17 protein-coding genes are annotated in these 16,053 nt (G+C 56.8%); 9 read left to right on the top strand and 8 right to left on the bottom strand.

Translation table 11 applies throughout. The features are described 5' to 3' along the window. Window positions 1-18 precede the first annotated feature (18 nt). The 4 genes from Q0903_RS09670 (at window position 19) to Q0903_RS09655 (ending at window position 2,027) form a co-directional block, all read left to right on the top strand. A complete protein-coding gene (locus tag Q0903_RS09670; RefSeq protein ID WP_299029517.1) occupies window positions 19-750 on the top strand; it encodes a heme ABC transporter permease in 732 nt (243 codons plus the stop codon). Next, window positions 750-911: a heme exporter protein CcmD gene (gene ccmD, locus Q0903_RS09665; RefSeq protein ID WP_299414885.1), complete on the top strand. Its 162-nt coding sequence runs from the start codon at window positions 750-752 to the stop codon at window positions 909-911. Before Q0903_RS09670 ends, ccmD begins: the two co-directional genes overlap by 1 nt. Continuing rightward, complete coding sequence (locus tag Q0903_RS09660; RefSeq protein ID WP_299414883.1) at window positions 898-1,446, top strand: DsbE family thiol:disulfide interchange protein; 549 nt, start codon at window positions 898-900, stop codon at window positions 1,444-1,446. Before ccmD ends, Q0903_RS09660 begins: the two co-directional genes overlap by 14 nt. A gap of 164 nt (window positions 1,447-1,610) precedes the next feature. Continuing rightward, window positions 1,611-2,027, top strand: coding sequence for a VOC family protein (locus tag Q0903_RS09655; RefSeq protein ID WP_299029523.1), 417 nt, complete (start codon window positions 1,611-1,613; stop codon window positions 2,025-2,027). A 90-nt stretch (window positions 2,028-2,117) separates the two neighbouring features. On the opposite strand, the gene acnA is transcribed toward Q0903_RS09655, so the two are convergent. Further along, complete coding sequence (gene acnA / locus Q0903_RS09650) at window positions 2,118-4,904, bottom strand: aconitate hydratase AcnA (RefSeq protein WP_299414881.1); 2,787 nt, start codon at window positions 4,902-4,904, stop codon at window positions 2,118-2,120. 226 nt (window positions 4,905-5,130) lie between these two features. On the opposite strand from acnA, the gene Q0903_RS09645 reads away from it, so the two are divergent. Next, window positions 5,131-5,841: a thioredoxin family protein gene (locus tag Q0903_RS09645; protein ID WP_299414880.1), complete on the top strand. Its 711-nt coding sequence runs from the start codon at window positions 5,131-5,133 to the stop codon at window positions 5,839-5,841. Window positions 5,842-5,850: 9 nt separating this feature from the next. On the opposite strand, the gene Q0903_RS09640 is transcribed toward Q0903_RS09645, so the two are convergent. The 5 genes from Q0903_RS09640 to purB all read right to left on the bottom strand — a co-directional run bounded on the left by Q0903_RS09640 (window position 5,851) and on the right by purB (window position 10,299). Next, window positions 5,851-6,756, bottom strand: coding sequence for a lysophospholipid acyltransferase family protein (locus Q0903_RS09640; RefSeq protein WP_299414878.1), 906 nt, complete (start codon window positions 6,754-6,756; stop codon window positions 5,851-5,853). 68 nt (window positions 6,757-6,824) lie between these two features. After that, window positions 6,825-7,904: a FliG C-terminal domain-containing protein gene (locus tag Q0903_RS09635; protein WP_299414876.1), complete on the bottom strand. Its 1,080-nt coding sequence runs from the start codon at window positions 7,902-7,904 to the stop codon at window positions 6,825-6,827. Between the two features lie 143 nt (window positions 7,905-8,047). After that, on the bottom strand, window positions 8,048-8,566 hold the full coding sequence (locus Q0903_RS09630; protein WP_299029532.1) for a tetratricopeptide repeat protein: 519 nt from the start codon (window positions 8,564-8,566) through the stop codon (window positions 8,048-8,050). A 131-nt stretch (window positions 8,567-8,697) separates the two neighbouring features. Beyond that, window positions 8,698-8,853, bottom strand: a complete 156-nt coding sequence (locus Q0903_RS09625; protein WP_299029534.1) for a hypothetical protein — start codon at window positions 8,851-8,853, stop codon at window positions 8,698-8,700. Between the two features lie 141 nt (window positions 8,854-8,994). Continuing rightward, on the bottom strand, window positions 8,995-10,299 hold the full coding sequence (gene purB, locus Q0903_RS09620; protein WP_299029535.1) for an adenylosuccinate lyase: 1,305 nt from the start codon (window positions 10,297-10,299) through the stop codon (window positions 8,995-8,997). Window positions 10,300-10,396: 97 nt separating this feature from the next. Between purB and Q0903_RS09615 the strand changes: the two genes are divergently transcribed. Continuing rightward, window positions 10,397-10,735, top strand: coding sequence for a hypothetical protein (locus tag Q0903_RS09615; RefSeq protein WP_299414874.1), 339 nt, complete (start codon window positions 10,397-10,399; stop codon window positions 10,733-10,735). On the opposite strand, the gene Q0903_RS09610 is transcribed toward Q0903_RS09615, so the two are convergent. After that, window positions 10,732-11,949 (bottom strand): bifunctional alpha/beta hydrolase/OsmC family protein, encoded by a 1,218-nt coding sequence (locus Q0903_RS09610; RefSeq protein ID WP_299414873.1) that lies wholly within the window; start codon window positions 11,947-11,949, stop codon window positions 10,732-10,734. The genes Q0903_RS09615 and Q0903_RS09610 overlap by 4 nt on opposite strands. Before the next feature lie 172 nt (window positions 11,950-12,121). On the opposite strand from Q0903_RS09610, the gene Q0903_RS09605 reads away from it, so the two are divergent. Further along, complete coding sequence (locus Q0903_RS09605) at window positions 12,122-13,276, top strand: PLP-dependent aspartate aminotransferase family protein (protein ID WP_299414871.1); 1,155 nt, start codon at window positions 12,122-12,124, stop codon at window positions 13,274-13,276. 44 nt (window positions 13,277-13,320) lie between these two features. Further along, window positions 13,321-13,833 carry an N-acetyltransferase gene (locus Q0903_RS09600; RefSeq protein WP_299414869.1) on the top strand — a complete coding sequence of 171 codons (513 nt, stop codon included), beginning with the start codon at window positions 13,321-13,323 and terminating at the stop codon, window positions 13,831-13,833. Here the strand turns inward: Q0903_RS09600 and dddP are convergent. After that, entirely contained in the window at window positions 13,830-15,173 is a 1,344-nt protein-coding gene (dddP, locus tag Q0903_RS09595; protein WP_299414867.1) for a dimethylsulfonioproprionate lyase DddP, read from the bottom strand. The genes Q0903_RS09600 and dddP overlap by 4 nt on opposite strands. 115 nt (window positions 15,174-15,288) lie before the next feature. On the opposite strand from dddP, the gene Q0903_RS09590 reads away from it, so the two are divergent. Continuing rightward, window positions 15,289-16,017 (top strand): DUF3445 domain-containing protein, encoded by a 729-nt coding sequence (locus Q0903_RS09590; protein WP_299414866.1) that lies wholly within the window; start codon window positions 15,289-15,291, stop codon window positions 16,015-16,017. Window positions 16,018-16,053: the final 36 nt, after the last annotated feature.

Genomic DNA, 16,053 nt, shown 5'->3' with positions numbered 1-16,053 from the left:
GAGTACTAGATACCGCTTATGTCACTTTGGGAATACGCAAATCCGGTCAAGTTCCTCGCGCTGAGTGCGCGTGTGCAGCCGTTTGTCTGGGCCGCTGCTGCGATTGGTATCGTGGTAGGCCTGTGCTGGGGGTTCTTTGCCACACCGGATGATTTCCGGCAGGGATCGACGGTAAAGATCATCTACATTCACGTGCCATCGGCATGGATCGCGATCAATGCATGGATCATGATGTTGATTGCTTCGTTGATCTGGTTGGTGCGCCGCCATCACGTTAGTGCGCTAGCGGCAAAGGCTGCAGCCCCTGTAGGGCTTGTCATGACTGTGATTGGCCTTTTGACGGGTGCCATTTGGGGCCAACCGATGTGGGGCACATGGTGGGAATGGGATCCGCGCCTGACCTCGTTCTTGATCCTTTTTCTGTTCTACCTTGGCTATATCGCCTTGTGGGAAGCTGTCGAAGATCCTGACACGGCCGCTGATCTGACGTCGGTGTTGTGTCTTGTCGGTTCTGTATTCGCGCTCATGTCGCGTTACGCGGTTTTGTTCTGGAGCCAAGGCCTCCATCAGGGCGCGACCCTCAGCCTCGACAAGGAAGAGAACATATCTGATGTATTCTGGCTCCCGCTGGTGGTTTCGCTGGCCGGATTCACCTTATTGTTTCTCGCACTTGTTCTGTATCGGACGGGCACAGAAATTGCGCTGCGCCGCACCCGCGCGCTGAGCGTTCGATTGGATAGGACTTCTTAATGCCTGATCTGGGAAAATACGCTATCGAAGTGCTGAGTGCCTATGGCGTCTCGCTTTTTTTGGTTGCTGCATTGGTTTTATTGACGCTGCGGCGCGGTGCGCATGCACGTGCGGCCCTGCGCAAGATGGAAGAGGAGACCGCGCGCAATGGCAAAGGTTAGCCCTTTGATGATCGCGCCGCCGCTGATCTTTGCGGCCTTTGTGGCGCTCGCGTTTGTCGGCATGTACCGCGATGATCCCAACGGCATGCCTTCAACACTCGTGGGTCAGGCGGCACCGGGTGTGCCGGACAAACCTTTGGGCGATTTTCCTGTCGCGACGAAAGACATGCTGGCGACAGGCGAGGTGACGCTGGTCAACTTCTGGGCCAGCTGGTGCCCGCCGTGTCGCGCCGAACATCCCAAGTTGTTGGAGATGGAGGCCGAAGGCATGAACATTATCGGCATAAATTTCAAAGATACAGAGCGGGCGGCAACCAAGTATCTGATCGACGATGATAACCCCTTTGCGGGTGTGGGGTTTGATCCGCAAGGGCGGACGGCTATTGACTGGGGCGTTACTGCGCCCCCCGAGACGTTCATTCTGGACGGCGATGGCACGGTGCTGTTCCGTTTTGCAGGGCCGCTGATCGGCAGTGATTATGAACAGCGGTTTTTGCCTCAACTGCAAGCTGCTCAAGGCATGCAAGGCGAGTAGAGCAGAGTGGCGCGTCCGTGCATGGCGTTGCCAAGGTTTGAGGCTATGCATAGGCGGAACGCTGGCTGAGAAGGTGTAATTCTGCGCTTCATACGATAGATATCGTTACGTCGACGGGATATTACCTCAAATAGTCCCGCAGATCTGCGAAAGGGAAGCACCTCATGATCGCATATGTTACTGTCGGTGTTGACGATATTGCGCGAGCCAAGAAGTTTTATTCGGCGTTTCTTCCCGCGCTTGGATACGGCTTGAAAGAAGGCCCTGAGGGTCTAAGTTTCGCCCTGCCTTCTCAGGGCGGTATCCCACCCATCTCACCCGACTTTTACGTCAAACCTACCTTTGACGGGCGTCCGGCTTCGGCTGGGAATGGAACGATGGTCGCGTTTGAGGCGCGAAACCAGATGCAAGTGCGCGCATTGCATGCTGCGGCACTGGCGGCTGGCGGTGCCGATGAAGGACAGCCCGGTTTTCGCGCATCCTACGGCCCTGACTTTTATGTAAGCTATTTGCGTGATCCTCAGGGCAACAAGATTGCATTGTTTTCCAGCGATCCAAACGAGCCAGGTCGGGACGGATAGCCCGAGGCATGTTTTAACAGCGTGAAGCAAAAGAAAAGGCCCCCGCCGGATGCACCAGCGGGGGCCTTTGTTTTAGGGTATCGCGCGCAGCTATTCGGCTGCGATGCTCTTGTTAGCCAGATCGCGCAGTACGTAATGCAGCACGCCACCGTGTTCGATGTATTCGATCTCGATCGCGGTATCGATCCGGCATTTGAGCATGATGTTTTTGACGCTGCCGTCCGCCATTGTAATCGCACAAGGCACTTCTTGCAGTGGCTCGATTGTGTCCAGACCAGAAATGCTGACGGTCTCTGCGCCTGTCAAACCCAAGGTTTTGCGGCTGTCACCATTGGTAAATTCGAATGGAATGACACCCATACCAACAAGGTTTGAACGGTGGATACGTTCAAAGCTCTCTGCGATGACGGCTTTCACACCCAGCAGGGCTGTACCTTTGGCAGCCCAGTCACGGCTGGACCCAGCGCCATACTGCTCACCGCCAAAGATAACCAGCGGTGTGCCAGCCTCTTGATGCGCCATGGCTGCGTCAAAGATCGAGGTTTGTTGGCCATCGGGGCCCTTGGTATAGCCGCCTTCAACGCCTTCCAGCATCTCGTTCTTGATGCGGATGTTGGCGAATGTCCCGCGCATCATCACTTCGTGGTTGCCACGGCGCGAACCGTAGGAGTTGAACTCACGCACAGGGACCTGACGCTCGACCAGATATTGACCAGCGGGGGTTGTTTCCTTGAACGAGCCTGCGGGGCTAATGTGGTCGGTCGTGATCATGTCACCCAGCATCGCCAGCACTTTTGCACCCTCGATATTGGTGATGACACCTGGTTCCTTGCTCATCCCTTGGAAGTAGGGCGGGTTCTGGACATAAGTGGATTGCACAGGCCAGTCATATGTCTTGGCGTCTGTAATTTCGACACCCTGCCATTTTTCGTCACCCTTGAACACATCCGCGTATTTCGTCTGGAAAGCCTCGCGCGTCACGGTCTGCTCGACCAGTTCGGCCACCTCTTGGGTGGTGGGCCAGATGTCACGCAGGTAGACGTCATTGCCGTCTTTGTCCTGACCCAGCGGGGCGTTGGCCAGATCGTGGTTCATGTCACCTACCAACGCATAAGCCACGACCAGCGGAGGGGAGGCCAGATAGTTGGCGCGCACATCGGGAGAGATGCGCCCCTCGAAGTTGCGGTTACCCGACAGGATTGAGGTGCCGATCAAGTCATAGTCATTGATCGCCTTGCTGATCGCAGGCTCCAGCGGGCCGGAGTTGCCGATACAGGTGGTGCAGCCATAGCCGACAAGGTTGAACCCGATTGCGTCGAGATCTTCTTGCAGATTGGCCGCTTCGAGATAGGCGGACACAACCTGAGAGCCTGGGGCAAGAGAGGTCTTGACCCATGGTTTGCGGTTCAGCCCAAGCGCGCGTGCCTTGCGCGCCACAAGGCCAGCGCCAATCATAACGTAGGGGTTTGAGGTGTTGGTGCACGACGTAATGGATGCGATCACAATTGAGCCGTCATGCAGCTGATAATTGCCATCATCTGTCGCGACATAGCCACGTTTGTGGTGGCCTGTATCACCTGGAATTTCCTGTGGCTGCGGCTGTCCGCCTTCACCTTCCCAGCGCACCTCGGCTGCGGCAGAGATGTCTTTGCCCTCGCGCACGCCTTTGACATAATCACCAAACGCAGTGTGTGCGGATGTGAGTGCGATATAATCCTGCGGACGCTTCGGGCCAGAGATCGCAGGCACGATGGTGCTCATATCAAGGCTCAGCGTGTCGGTGTAGATTGGGGCGTAGTCATCGCCGCGCCACATGCCGTTTTCTTTGGCATAGGCTTCGACCAGTGCGATACGGTCTTCATCGCGGCCTGTGGTGCGCAGATAGCGCAGTGTCTCTCCATCGATGGGGAAGAAGCCACATGTCGCGCCATATTCGGGCGCCATGTTTGCGATGGTCGCGCGATCTGCCAGCGGCAGATGGTCAAGGCCTTCGCCGTAGAATTCAACAAATTTGCTTACAACGCCTTTTTCGCGCAGCATCTCGACAACCTTGAGGACCAGATCGGTGCCTGTGGTGCCTTCCATCATGCGGCCGGTCAGTTCAAAACCCACAACTTCGGGGATCAGCATGGAGATGGGCTGACCCAGCATCGCGGCCTCTGCCTCGATCCCGCCAACGCCCCAGCCCAGAACGGCCATACCATTGACCATAGTGGTGTGGCTGTCTGTGCCGACAAGCGTGTCGGGGTAGGCCACATCATCGCCGTGCTGGTCTTTGTCGGTCCAGACCGTCTGGGCGAGATATTCAAGGTTTACCTGGTGGCAAATGCCTGTCCCGGGAGGCACAACGCGGAAGTTGTTAAACGCTTTCTGACCCCATTTGAGGAAGGTATACCGCTCCATGTTGCGCTCGTATTCGCGGTCTACGTTCATCTGGAACGCGCGTGGGTTGCCGAATTCGTCAATCATCACAGAGTGGTCGATCACCAAATCAACGGGGTTGAGCGGGTTGATCTGGTCGGCGTCACCGCCCAAAGCCACCAGACCGTCGCGCATGGCGGCAAGGTCCACAACGGCGGGCACGCCTGTGAAATCCTGCATCAACACACGGGCAGGGCGATACGCAATCTCGCGCGGATTTTTACCGCCCTTAGCGCCCCATTCAGCAAATGCTTTGATGTCATCGACAGTCACGGTCTTGCCGTCCTCAAAGCGCAGCATGTTTTCCAACACCACTTTCAAGGCGGCGGGCAGATTGGAGAAATCACCCAGACCCGCAGCTTGGGCCGCGGGGATCGAGTAATAGGCGATGGATTGATCGCCCGAAGTGAGCGTTTTGCGGGTTTTTGCAGTATCTTGACCGACGATGATTGTCATGTGTGGCTCCGTATATGGCTTGGCTACAGGTCTGAATTAGCGCCTGAATGACCTATCTGTCAGTGATTTTCAACCTCAAACAGGTAAAATGTATACCATTGTACACCGAAATTTTCATAATTTGGCCACAGCACAGGTTTACACGCGTCTCTCTCGAAACCTTGATTGGTCATTTGCGCAGTGCAGCACTAGATACAAGGTACACGAAAGCGATGATAGGAATCATATGCGCCGCTCCTCTTCTTTTCTTACTGCAGCTTTGTTTAGTTTTTGTGCAGGCATTGCCGCACCCGTTTTTGCGGAGCAGCGTCCTGTTGTGGTTGAGCTTTTTACCTCTCAGGGCTGTTCAAGCTGCCCGCCTGCGGATGCATTGTTGTCGGAGCTGAGTTCGCGGAAAGATGTGATCGCGATTGCGGTGCACGTGGATTATTGGGATTACATCGGCTGGCAGGACGAATTCGGCGACCCCGCCCATGCAGTGCGCCAACGGGCCTATGCCAGCAAGGCAGGGCGCCGCTCTGTCTATACACCGGAAATGGTGGTAAATGGTCAGACTGATATCGTCGGTGCCAAACCGATGGCGCTGGTCGAGGCGATTGCGGCACACAAACAGGACACCCCTGAGATGCGGCTTGATGTCACGCGCGACGGCGAACGTGTTTCTATTACCGGCACCGTTCCGCGCAGTGGACCAGCAGCGATGGAAATACATGTGCTGTACGTCATGCCAGAGCACGCGACAAAGATCACAAAAGGCGAAAATCGCGGTAAAACCATCACCTATTCGAACATCGCCCACGATTGGCAACTTGCCAGTAAATGGGATGGGCAGAGCCCGCTTGACCTGTCGCTAGAGATGGCGGGCGATGATCCGGTTGTTGTGTTGGTACAGGCCGCGGATGGCGGGCCTATCCTTGCGGCTGCTCGGGTCGACTAGGCCTTCAGGCTATGTATTTTCCTGTGGTCGCCAGCGGCGATGCACCCAGAACCATTGCGTAGGGTCTGTCCGGACCCGCGCCGCCAGACTATCCGTGATGGCTTGCGTCATCGTGATGGGATCAGAGGGCGGGATCGGCGCTTCGATTACCGTATCAAATGTCAGGCCGTCAGCGCGGCGGATGCCGTAAAAGGGAATTAAAGCCGCATCATAGCGCAGGGCCAGTTCCGCAGCCGAGGTTGCGGTGTTTGCAGGCTGGCCCAGAAAGTCAAATGCAGGTGCCTCGAACACATGCTGGTCAAACAATAATACCAGCTGTCCACCCGTTTTGAGATGGCGCACAAACCCCGTCGTGCCACGCCGCCCTTGGGCAAAGACAGGACCGCCAAAAGCCTCCATCGTTTTCACATAATGCGCGTTGAAATAGGGGTTTTTCATATCGCGGTAGAGGCCGCCGATGTTCATGCCGCGTGCAGCAAGCGCAGCGCGCACGGCTTCATAGTTGCCATAGTGGCCTGTTACCAGAATGACAGGTTTGCCTTGTGCTATTGCCGCATCCAATGCCGCCACACCAGCACCCGTGATCTGGTTTGTTGCCATGCGCTGCGGAAAATCATTGGCTGAGTAATTCTCGATGAATGTACGTCCGACGTTGTTAAGGCACCGCGCCGCTATTTCAGCCCGCTCGCCTGCAGGCATGTCCGGCCATATGAAAGCGAGGTTGTCTAATGCACGGCGGCGATACCCCGCCAGCGGCCCGATCCCATATTCCACCACAGCACCCATCATACGCACCCGCACCGTATAGGGTAGCAGCAGCGCAAGCTGTATCAGCCCCACAATGACCGCATTACTGGCATAGTGGCCGATCTGACGGACGAGGCCGGATTTTTCCGAAGAAGTGGGCTGTGACATATCTGCCTGATGTAGCCTGAGTGAGAGAGTAGACATAAACCCTGCACGCATCTGCAACAAGGGCGTGTTTAGCCAGCGTCTTCGTCTTCGTCCTCTTCAATGATGAGAACCAGATCGCCGCGCGCTTCCATTTCGCGAATTACGGCGACGACAGCTGACATGGCTTCGTCCGCTTCGGCGGGCTTGATTTTACCTGCTTCGGCAATGTCCTCACGCATTTGGTCGGCCATACGGCCCGACATGTTTTCAAGAATAAAGTCGCGCGGCTCCGCAAATCCGGCAGCTTCTGCGCCGGCCATCGCGGTCAGCAGCGCGCCTGCATCCACATCGCGCAGGATACGCGGGACATCGCGGGGCGAAATGCGCGCGGGAATGTTGCCGAATGTAAAGATCGCCTTGCGCACGGCGGTGGCCAATTCGATATCCGATTCCTCAAGCCCTGACAGCACATCATCACGTGTGGGCGTGGAGGAGGAGTTGAGTATTGCACCCAAGCGCGAGACCGCGCCTTCGTCAAAAGCGAGCACTTTTTGCGTATCAAGTTGGGCAGCAAGCGACAGGCCGATCCGGTCTACTGCATCGGGCGTCACATCACTGGTAAGCGATATCGCGTAGGTGATGCGCCGCGCCTGCGGCCCTGACAATAATCCTAACACGCCTGCTGCCACGTTCACTTCCAGTTTAGACAGCAGAACGGCAGACACCTCGACGCTTTCGTTCTCGATTATCTTTTGTAAATCTTCAGGGGGCAGGGCGCGCAGACGCGTCCAAGGATCGCCCGCGGCACGCACGCCGGCCTCCTTGCGCAGTCGCGCAGCTGTTTCACGACTGATCTTGCCATCAAGTGCATCCAGCGCGCCAGCGATGCCACCCGGAAACGACAGCCCGATTGAATCGAGAGCTTCGGTAAATTCGGCAACGACGGCCGCGAGTGTAACACGGTCAACCACTCGCATTGCGCCCATTTGCTGCGTCAGCTGCGCCTGCAGCTCTGACGGCAGCTCCTCAAGGGCAATCTCTGCCCCCTCGTTTATCAGCAGGCGCACAACAATTGCCGCCTTTGCGCGTTTGCTTAAATTTGGTTGGGGCACAATCCGCGGAGCAGCAGGCGCAGCAGATGTAGTGGGAAGTGTCATCAAATCATTCATGCACGCAAACCTCGTTTACCAAAGACAGTTTAGCTATGCATCTGAAAGGTAAAAAAGGGCTGAAATTGTTGGAAGTGTTTCAGCACCTCAATACAAAAACGGCGCAGCCAAAGGCCACGCCGCTTTGATCGTTTGTCACGTAGTTACCAGTTAAAAGTACGTCCCGTCGCGATCGCTGTGCGCAGGGAGGCTTCTGCCCACGTGCCTTCGCCACCATGGGCGCGGATCTCACGCAGTTGCTCAAGCGCTGCAGCGATCTGGCCGTCCTCGACCAGCCCTTGGCCCATGTAGGAGCGCGCCATTACATTGCCGGGGTTGCGAGCCAGTGCACGGGCGTAATAGGTCATCGCGGCTTCGGCGTTGCCCATCTTGCGGTTGGTGAAGCCCATGTAGGTCAGTGTGCGATCATCTTCTGCGGGCATCTGCGCCAACAACACCTGAGCGTCATTATAGCGACCGTCGTAAGAAAGCGCGCGGACCTCTTGATACAGTGTATCAACATCCAGCGTGTGGCCATTGCTGCTAACACAGGACTTGGTCTTTTTGTCATAGACAAAGCCGCTGTTGCACTTCGGCTTTTTAGGAGGGGCGGTTTCGTCGCTTGCGGCGAAGGCTGCCAGCGGTAGTGCAAGTGTCAGGGCGGTGGCAAGAAGGATACGCATGTTCGGTACTCCATAAGGTGCAAATTGTTTTCTGACCTAATGGTAGCTGTGGATGGCGCGCGGTAAAGGTTTTTATTGATCCCGCGCCATCACATTAAGTTATTGAACCGTTTTGGCCGTTCAAACGACGCTTACGTCGTTGTCGCTACACAGCTCTTGCTATCGGCGTCATAAACCGAGCCAGCAGCGCATGACATCGCCTGTTTATCGTAGTTGCAGCCCATGGCCATGCCCAATGAGGGCAGCAGCATCAGGGTCGCGGTCGCAAGTGCAATCTTCATTTTCATGTCCATTACTCCTTTTGGTGACATGACGTAAGGGTAACGCAAAGCGGCGCAATTTCAAAAGAAATCACGCCACGCGTCAGTCTGACGCATATATAATTGCGCAAATGCCCGTCTGCTGGGCAATATTCCTTCGTCTACGGGTCAGTCTCCAAAAACGCGTTTGAAGATCGTATCAACGTGTTTGGTGTGATACCCCATGTCGAACTTCTCTTCGATTTCTTCAACGCTCAGCGCAGCGAGCACTTCGTCGTCGGCCAACAGCTCGGTTTTGAAGTCTTTGCCGTGATCCCAGACCTTCATCGCATTGCGCTGCACCAGCTTATAGCTGTCTTCGCGGCTTACCCCCGCTTGGGTCAGGGCCAGAAGCACGCGCTGGGACATGACCAGACCGCTGAATTTATTCATGTTGGCCAGCATGTTGTCGGGATAGATCAACATTTTGTCGATAACGCCCGTCAGGCGGTGCAGGGCGAAATCCAGCGTGATGGTGGTGTCAGGGCCAATCGCACGCTCGACCGAGGAGTGGGAGATGTCACGCTCGTGCCACAGCGTCACGTTCTCCATCGCAGGGATCACAGCCATGCGGATCGTGCGCGCCAGACCTGTCAGGTTTTCAGTCAGCACAGGGTTCTTTTTGTGCGGCATCGCGGAGGAGCCTTTTTGACCGGCCGAGAAGAACTCCGCACCCTCAAGTACTTCGGTGCGTTGCATGTGGCGCACCTCGGTGGCGACATTCTCGATGCTGCTGGCGATGACGCCAAGGGTAGCAAAGAAGGCGGCGTGACGGTCGCGGGGGATGACTTGTGTGCTGATCGGCTCTGGTGTGAGGCCCAGCTTTTCGCACACATGCTCTTCTACGCGCGGGTCAATGTTGGCGAACGTGCCAACGGCCCCCGAGATTGCACCAGTGGCGATTTCATCGCGCGCTGTGCGCAGGCGCGTCAGGTTACGGTCCATCTCGGCGTAGAAACGGGCGAATGTCAGGCCCATTGTAGTCGGCTCTGCATGGATGCCGTGGCTGCGGCCCACACGAACAGTGTCTTTATGCTCGATCGCGCGGCGTTTCAGGGCGGCCAGCAGCAGGCCCATATCTGCGATCAGGATATCGGCAGCACGGGTGAGCTGTACGTTAAAACAGGTGTCCAGCACATCCGAGGATGTCATCCCCTGATGCACAAACCGCGCCTCATCCGAGCCGACATGCTCGGCCAGATGGGTGAGAAAGGCGATAACGTCATGTTTGGTAACGGCCTCGATCTCGTCAATGCGGGCTACATCGAATTCAACGTCCTTGGCTTTCCAGACCGCCTCGGCGTTTGCACGCGGGATCACACCGATATCTGCCATTGCATCGCAGGCATGGGCCTCGATCTCGAACCAGATGCGGAATTTGGTCTCGGGCGACCATATGGATACCATTTCAGGGCGGGAATAGCGGGGGATCATTGGCACACCTTTTCGTGACTATGCGATGGGTCGTCTGTACAAGGGACAGGGGCGCAATAGACTGCGCAGTGTCGAAGAACAAGATGCGAGCGGTTCGATGCGCCTATATTTGATGTTGCCCCTTATCTTATGTGCGACCACTGCCATAAGCGAAGCGCGCCCTTGGGCAACGATGCGTGGTCCGCAAATAGCCTCGATCCTGACAGGGAAAACAGTGCAGTATGCCACTGCCAAACAGGATTTTCGTACATCCGGACGCACGCTCTATAGCGCGGGCGCGGAAAGTTGGGGTTATTGGGTGGTGCGCGATAACCAGTATTGCAGCATGTGGCCGCCCTCGGATATCTGGGCCTGCTACGACATGACGATCCAAGCGCCCAACATACGGTTTATCGGGGCCGCCGGTGACGTGACCGAGGGTGTCGTGCTGGATTAGTCTGCCAGCACGGTGTTCACATGCGATGTCCGCTCCAGCGTGCGGTGAACAGGGCAGCGGTCCGCAATCTCCAGCAGGCGCGCGCGCTGCTCGGATGTCAGATTGCTCCCGCTGAGCGTGATTGTGCGGGAGAAGCTATCGATTTTTTCCTGCGTTCCAGTGGCTGCATCTTGGGCATGGACTTTGTCATGGCTTACATCAACGCCGACATGCTCCAACGGCCAGTCCTTGCGTCGTGCGTACATACGGATGGTCATCGACGTGCAGGCCCCAAGGCTGGCAGACAAGAACCCGTAAGGCGACATGCCCCTGTTGGTGCCGCCATATGCCAGAGGCTCATCCGCGAGCAAATGGACATGGCTACCCGATGTAATGTCTTGCAAAAAACCGCTCTTGTCGGCCTCCGATACGCGCACCACCCCTTCCGGTGTGCCAATGGGCGGGGCAGGCAACGGGCGATTAACATAGCGCGCAGACCACGTGGCAATCACCTCTGCCGCATATTCAGCATCTTCGGCGCGGGTGATCAGATGGTCTGCATCATCCAGTGAAATATAGCTTTTGGGGTGTTTGGCGGCCATGAATATCTGCGCGGCGCTGTCCACGCTGACAACCGCATCGCGGGGTGCATGCAGCACCAGCAGGGCTGCTTTCAAATCACCCAATACCTCTGCCAGAACACCATTACCTGTATCCTCGATAAAGGCCTTTCCAATGGTGAAAGGGCGCCCGCCAAGGCTGACTTCGGCCTTCCCGTCGCGTACGATCGCTGGCAGCGCGTCGTTAAAGTGGTGGGTGACATGGGCCGGATCAAAGGGCGCACCGATCGTGGCGACTGCCTTGATCCCGCTCAGCATACTTGCCGCCTTGATGACAGCGGCCCCGCCGAGGGAATGACCAATCAACAGGCTGGGTGGCATACCTTCGCCCGCAGCCCAAGTCGCGGCCGCAACCAGATCATCCACATTACTGCTGAACGAGGTGTTCTGAAACTCACCCTCCGAGTGGCCGAGCCCCGTGAAATCAAACCGCAAAACGGCAATGCCCATCGCCGCAAGCCGAGCAGCAATCCGGCGCGCGGCGGGAATGTCCTTGCCGCAGGTAAAGCAATGCGCGAACAGGGCGGTCGCCAGATGCGGCCCTGCAGGCAAATCAAGCCGCGCAGCCAACATAGAACCGTCATGACCGGGAAATGTGATGCGCTTCGCAGCCATGGCAGCTCTCCTTGGGGTTGGCACCTAAGGTGGCGCATGGGGCAGGGTGGTACAAGGTCCTGTCACAGCGCTCACGCTTGCGTGACGAAATGTTGCGCGGGTTTATTGCGCCTCACTGCTGCGCGCCCTACACAAATGTACAAGAAATGCGCCAGAAAAGGTCACGCACGCGATGTCGTCAAAAAATCACCCTGATCACAAGCCTGCCACCATTGCTGCCCAGGCGGGCGGGTTGTTGGATGCAGAAACGGGGGGCGTTGTACCTCCGATCCATCCCGCAACGACGTTTCTGCGTGACGAAGGGTATGCCCCTGTGGTCGACGGCAATGTCTATTCGCGCACGGCATCGCCAAACGGAAGAATGGTCGAACAGGTCCTCGCCATGCTTGAGGGTGCGGCGGATGCAATGGTCTTCCCGTCAGGTATGGCGGCAGTTGCCGCGGTTTTCCGTACTCTGCCAGCGGGGGCAACTGTCTTGGTCCAGAGCCAGATATACTGGGGCACAACGACGTGGATTCGCGATTTTTGCACCCGCCGCGATGTGCAATTGATCGAAGTCGAAGCCTCGGATACCGCTGCTTTCGCGGCCTTGTGCGCTGCGCATAAACCCGCGCTCGCATGGATCGAGACGCCTTCGAACCCATGGTTGCGCATCGTTGATATCGCCGCCTGCGCGCAAGCTGTACAGGCCCATGGCGGCCTTCTCGTGGCGGATATGACCACCTGTACCCCTGTTCTGACGCAAGCGTTATCGTTTGGTGCGGATATTGTCATGCACTCGGCGACCAAGGGGTTGAACGGCCATTCTGATGTATTGGCAGGCGCGCTGAGCGTGCGCGACAGTGAGGCAGCAGTCTGGCAAGCGATCCGCGCGGACCGCGATATGGCGGGTGCAGTGCTGGGGCCGTTCGAGGCGTGGCTGTTGTTGCGCGGTATGCGCACATTGCCCCTGCGGGTTGAACGGATGTCGCAAAATGCGCAAAAGCTGGCCGAGTATTTGCATGACCACCCTGCCGTTGAGACCGTGCTATATCCTGGCTTGCCTCAACACATCGGCCATGATCTCGCCGTGGCGCAGATGTCAGGCGGTTTTGGTCCGCTTCTGTCGTTTGTGCTCAAAGGCGGGGCCGAGGCCGCGCTGGGGGCTGTCGGGCGTCTGCAGCTGTTTCACCGCGCCACGTCGCTCGGCGGTGTCGAGAGCCTTGTAGAGCATCGCCATACGATTGAGCCCCACACAGGTATCCCAGAAGGGCTGCTGCGGCTGTCTGTTGGCATCGAGGATGCTGGCAATCTGATGGATGATCTGGGTCAGGCACTGGGGCAGTGAGGCAAACGGTCTGAGGACCGCAAAGCAAAAAAATAAGGTTTTGCATGAGCATTAGGCGCGCAAATATCCAAGATGCCTCCAGCATTGCAGCAATTTCTATCGAGGTTTGGATCGGCACCTACCTCAAACAGGGCGTTACTGCGTTTTTTGCGCAATATGTCTTGGATACTTTCACCGAAGCCAAGATTGCCGCGCGCCTGTCTGACCCGAACGAAGTGTTTTTTGTATCCGACAATGCTGAGGGTATTGATGGCTTCATCGCGCTGACGCAGGCAAGCGCTGCACCGGTCAGCGAATGTTCAGGAACCGAAATTTCGACTTTCTATGTCCAGCCGCGCCACCATGGAAAAGGTGTGGGAAAACGGTTGCTTGCCGCAGGATTGCATCACTGCCGCACACAGGGAGGCGAAGCAGTCTGGCTGACAACAAATGCTGAAAATACGCCCGCCATTGCATTCTACCTCGCGCAAGGCTTCACGCATGTGGGCGAGACGCATTTCACGATTGAGGATCAGGCGTATCTCAACAATGTCTACGCCTGTTCGCTTGCGCCTTAACGCGCCCCCATTAACGCTGTGTCAAACGGGTAAGTTGTCAGGTTCTCATAGCCGTCTTCGGTGATCAGCACCTGATCTTCGAGCTTGATTGAAAAGTCGCCCCCCTCGGGGCTAACCAATGCCTCGACACACAGGACCATGCCTGCCTCCAGCGGATAGTCATAGGCCCCCTCAACTGCGTGGTCGGGGTAGGCGACCAGCGGCCATTCATCACACAGGCCGACACCGTGCATCAGGCAGCCGTATTTCAGTTTTTGATATTGCGGATCAAGAACATGGGTGTTTGCCGATAGCTCGGGGATCATGACGCCGGGTTTCAGCATCTGCATGTTCTGTTGAATGTGTTCGACGCCATGCTGCATGGCATAGATCATATCACCGCGCGGCTTTTGATCACCGATCCACCAACTGCGCGAGATATCCACGCAGATGCCGTAACTGCCCACCAGATCGGTGTCAAAGCTGATAATCTCGTTATTCTGGGTAATGCGTGGGCCACACTCCTGAAACCACGGATTGGTGCGCGGGCCTGATGACAGCAGTCGCGTCTCGATCCATTCGCCGCCACGACGTATGTTCTCGGCATGCATTACCGCCCAAATATCATCCTCTGACGTCTGCCCGAGCGGTACGTTTGTGCGCGCAAAGTCTTCCATCAGCCGCACAGAGGTTTCGCAAGCATGGCTGGCACACCGCATGGCAAGGATTTCATCAGGCCCTTTTATGCTGCGTGATTTTTCGGTGACTTCTTCGCCGTCCATCACCTCAAAACCCGCCCGTTCCAGCGCGCGCAGACCGTGCAGCATGATTTTGTCTACGGCGATGCGCATCTCGCCTCCGCCGTGTTCGCGGATCAAGTCTCTGATCTCACCTGCGAGAACATCTGCGGCAACGCCCACCTTGTCTCCACGGTCAAAATAGAACAGATCCGCGCCCGAACGTTGCTCAGCAACCAGCGGGTTGAATTCGCTCAGGAAGGGCGAGTTTTTGTAGTCCCACATGACCATATAGCCATCTGCACACAGCAGCACGGCGCGGAACGGGTTGTGTGTGTTCCACAGCTGCATATTGGTGCTGTCCGTGGCATAACGGATGTTGAGCGGGTCAAACATGAGCAAGCCGCCATATCCGCGCGCGACCACATGCTGCGTCAACCGTTCCCAACGGTAGCGGCGCATGTTTGCAAGGTTCGGCAGAATAAGGCCTGCGGCTTCCCACTCGCGAAAGGCTAGCTGCGTGGGGCCGATCTCTACGCGGTCTGCATCATTGGGTGATCCATCGGGCAGGGTGGCCCCGCGCGTGGGGTCGATCTTGCGGGTTTCGCGGTAGTGTTGGTTCATGCAGTGGCCTCCCTTGCCCCTCAGCGTGACGCAAAATTGCATCCCTGCATGGGCGTTTGCGACATCCTGCTATGTCGCTTTTGCCTGTGGCGGCCTTGCGTTATATGGCAGTCATATGACTGCGATAGTTCAAAATAAGCTGCCGCCAGAGATGTGCGGCGAGACGCATTTGCCCGGTATGGCCCCAGCGCTGGCGCATGACTGGCTGCGCGTAGATGATGCTTATGAGCAGCAGATGCGCCGCCGGATCGAGCTGTTGGACCACAAGCGTGCAGATGTATTATGGATGGACCCTGCTGCCCTCGGGGCTGCACAAGAGGTGCTTGATGCGGCTTTGGCGATCCTGCCTGCAATGGGTTTTAGCGTGGCCGGTGATTATGTGATCTGCCCAGACGGGCGCAGAGTTGCGATAAACCCAGATCATCCTCTGCTGACCATGGGGTATTTGGTGCAGGAAGATATCTGTCTGATGCAAAAGCGTGGCGACGCGCATGTATTGGTCGGTGCAGTATTGTGCTTTCCCGCCAGCTGGCGGTTAGCGGAAAAGGCGGGTAAGCCGTTGATCGGTATCCATGCCCCTGTTCCTGAATATGATGCACAACTTGCAAAACGGGTGCAGCGGTTGTTTGACGGGGTGCGTGATGGGCAACCATTGTGGCGGTACAACCGACTTTGGTATGACGACCCCGAACTGCACCAGCCGCGATCTGCGACTGCACCACGGCGCATTTCCCCTGATCAAAGTGCTGCGCCCTTTATCAGGTCAGAACGTCAATGCGTTGTGCGGATGCCGCAGACTGACGCGGTGGTCTTTTCTATCCATACATTTGTGGTGCATGCGTAAAGCGTGCGCGGCGCTGCTGGCCGCGCACGCAATAAT

The organism is uncultured Sulfitobacter sp. (assembly GCF_947502895.1).
GTDB lineage: Bacteria > Pseudomonadota > Alphaproteobacteria > Rhodobacterales > Rhodobacteraceae > Sulfitobacter.
Note: the sequence above shows the minus strand (reverse complement) of the source record. Positions and strands in the feature narration are given on the sequence as shown.

Excerpts from the sequence above, each read along its gene's own strand:
- Q0903_RS09610 (WP_299414873.1), bottom strand. The coding sequence starts at position 11,949 with ATGGCTGCGAAGCGCATCACATTTCCCGGTCATGACGGTTCTATGTTG.
- Q0903_RS09600 (WP_299414869.1), top strand. The coding sequence starts at position 13,321 with ATGAGCATTAGGCGCGCAAATATCCAAGATGCCTCCAGCATTGCAGCA.
- Q0903_RS09615 (WP_299414874.1), top strand. The coding sequence starts at position 10,397 with ATGCGCCTATATTTGATGTTGCCCCTTATCTTATGTGCGACCACTGCC.
- Q0903_RS09590 (WP_299414866.1), top strand. The coding sequence starts at position 15,289 with ATGACTGCGATAGTTCAAAATAAGCTGCCGCCAGAGATGTGCGGCGAG.
- dddP (WP_299414867.1), bottom strand. The coding sequence starts at position 15,173 with ATGAACCAACACTACCGCGAAACCCGCAAGATCGACCCCACGCGCGGG.
- acnA (WP_299414881.1), bottom strand. The coding sequence starts at position 4,904 with ATGACAATCATCGTCGGTCAAGATACTGCAAAAACCCGCAAAACGCTC.
- purB (WP_299029535.1), bottom strand. The coding sequence starts at position 10,299 with ATGATCCCCCGCTATTCCCGCCCTGAAATGGTATCCATATGGTCGCCC.
- ccmD (WP_299414885.1), top strand. The coding sequence starts at position 750 with ATGCCTGATCTGGGAAAATACGCTATCGAAGTGCTGAGTGCCTATGGC.
- Q0903_RS09660 (WP_299414883.1), top strand. The coding sequence starts at position 898 with ATGGCAAAGGTTAGCCCTTTGATGATCGCGCCGCCGCTGATCTTTGCG.
- Q0903_RS09645 (WP_299414880.1), top strand. The coding sequence starts at position 5,131 with ATGCGCCGCTCCTCTTCTTTTCTTACTGCAGCTTTGTTTAGTTTTTGT.
- Q0903_RS09670 (WP_299029517.1), top strand. The coding sequence starts at position 19 with ATGTCACTTTGGGAATACGCAAATCCGGTCAAGTTCCTCGCGCTGAGT.
- Q0903_RS09605 (WP_299414871.1), top strand. The coding sequence starts at position 12,122 with ATGTCGTCAAAAAATCACCCTGATCACAAGCCTGCCACCATTGCTGCC.
- Q0903_RS09625 (WP_299029534.1), bottom strand. The coding sequence starts at position 8,853 with ATGAAAATGAAGATTGCACTTGCGACCGCGACCCTGATGCTGCTGCCC.
- Q0903_RS09635 (WP_299414876.1), bottom strand. The coding sequence starts at position 7,904 with ATGAATGATTTGATGACACTTCCCACTACATCTGCTGCGCCTGCTGCT.
- Q0903_RS09640 (WP_299414878.1), bottom strand. The coding sequence starts at position 6,756 with ATGTCACAGCCCACTTCTTCGGAAAAATCCGGCCTCGTCCGTCAGATC.
- Q0903_RS09655 (WP_299029523.1), top strand. The coding sequence starts at position 1,611 with ATGATCGCATATGTTACTGTCGGTGTTGACGATATTGCGCGAGCCAAG.
- Q0903_RS09630 (WP_299029532.1), bottom strand. The coding sequence starts at position 8,566 with ATGCGTATCCTTCTTGCCACCGCCCTGACACTTGCACTACCGCTGGCA.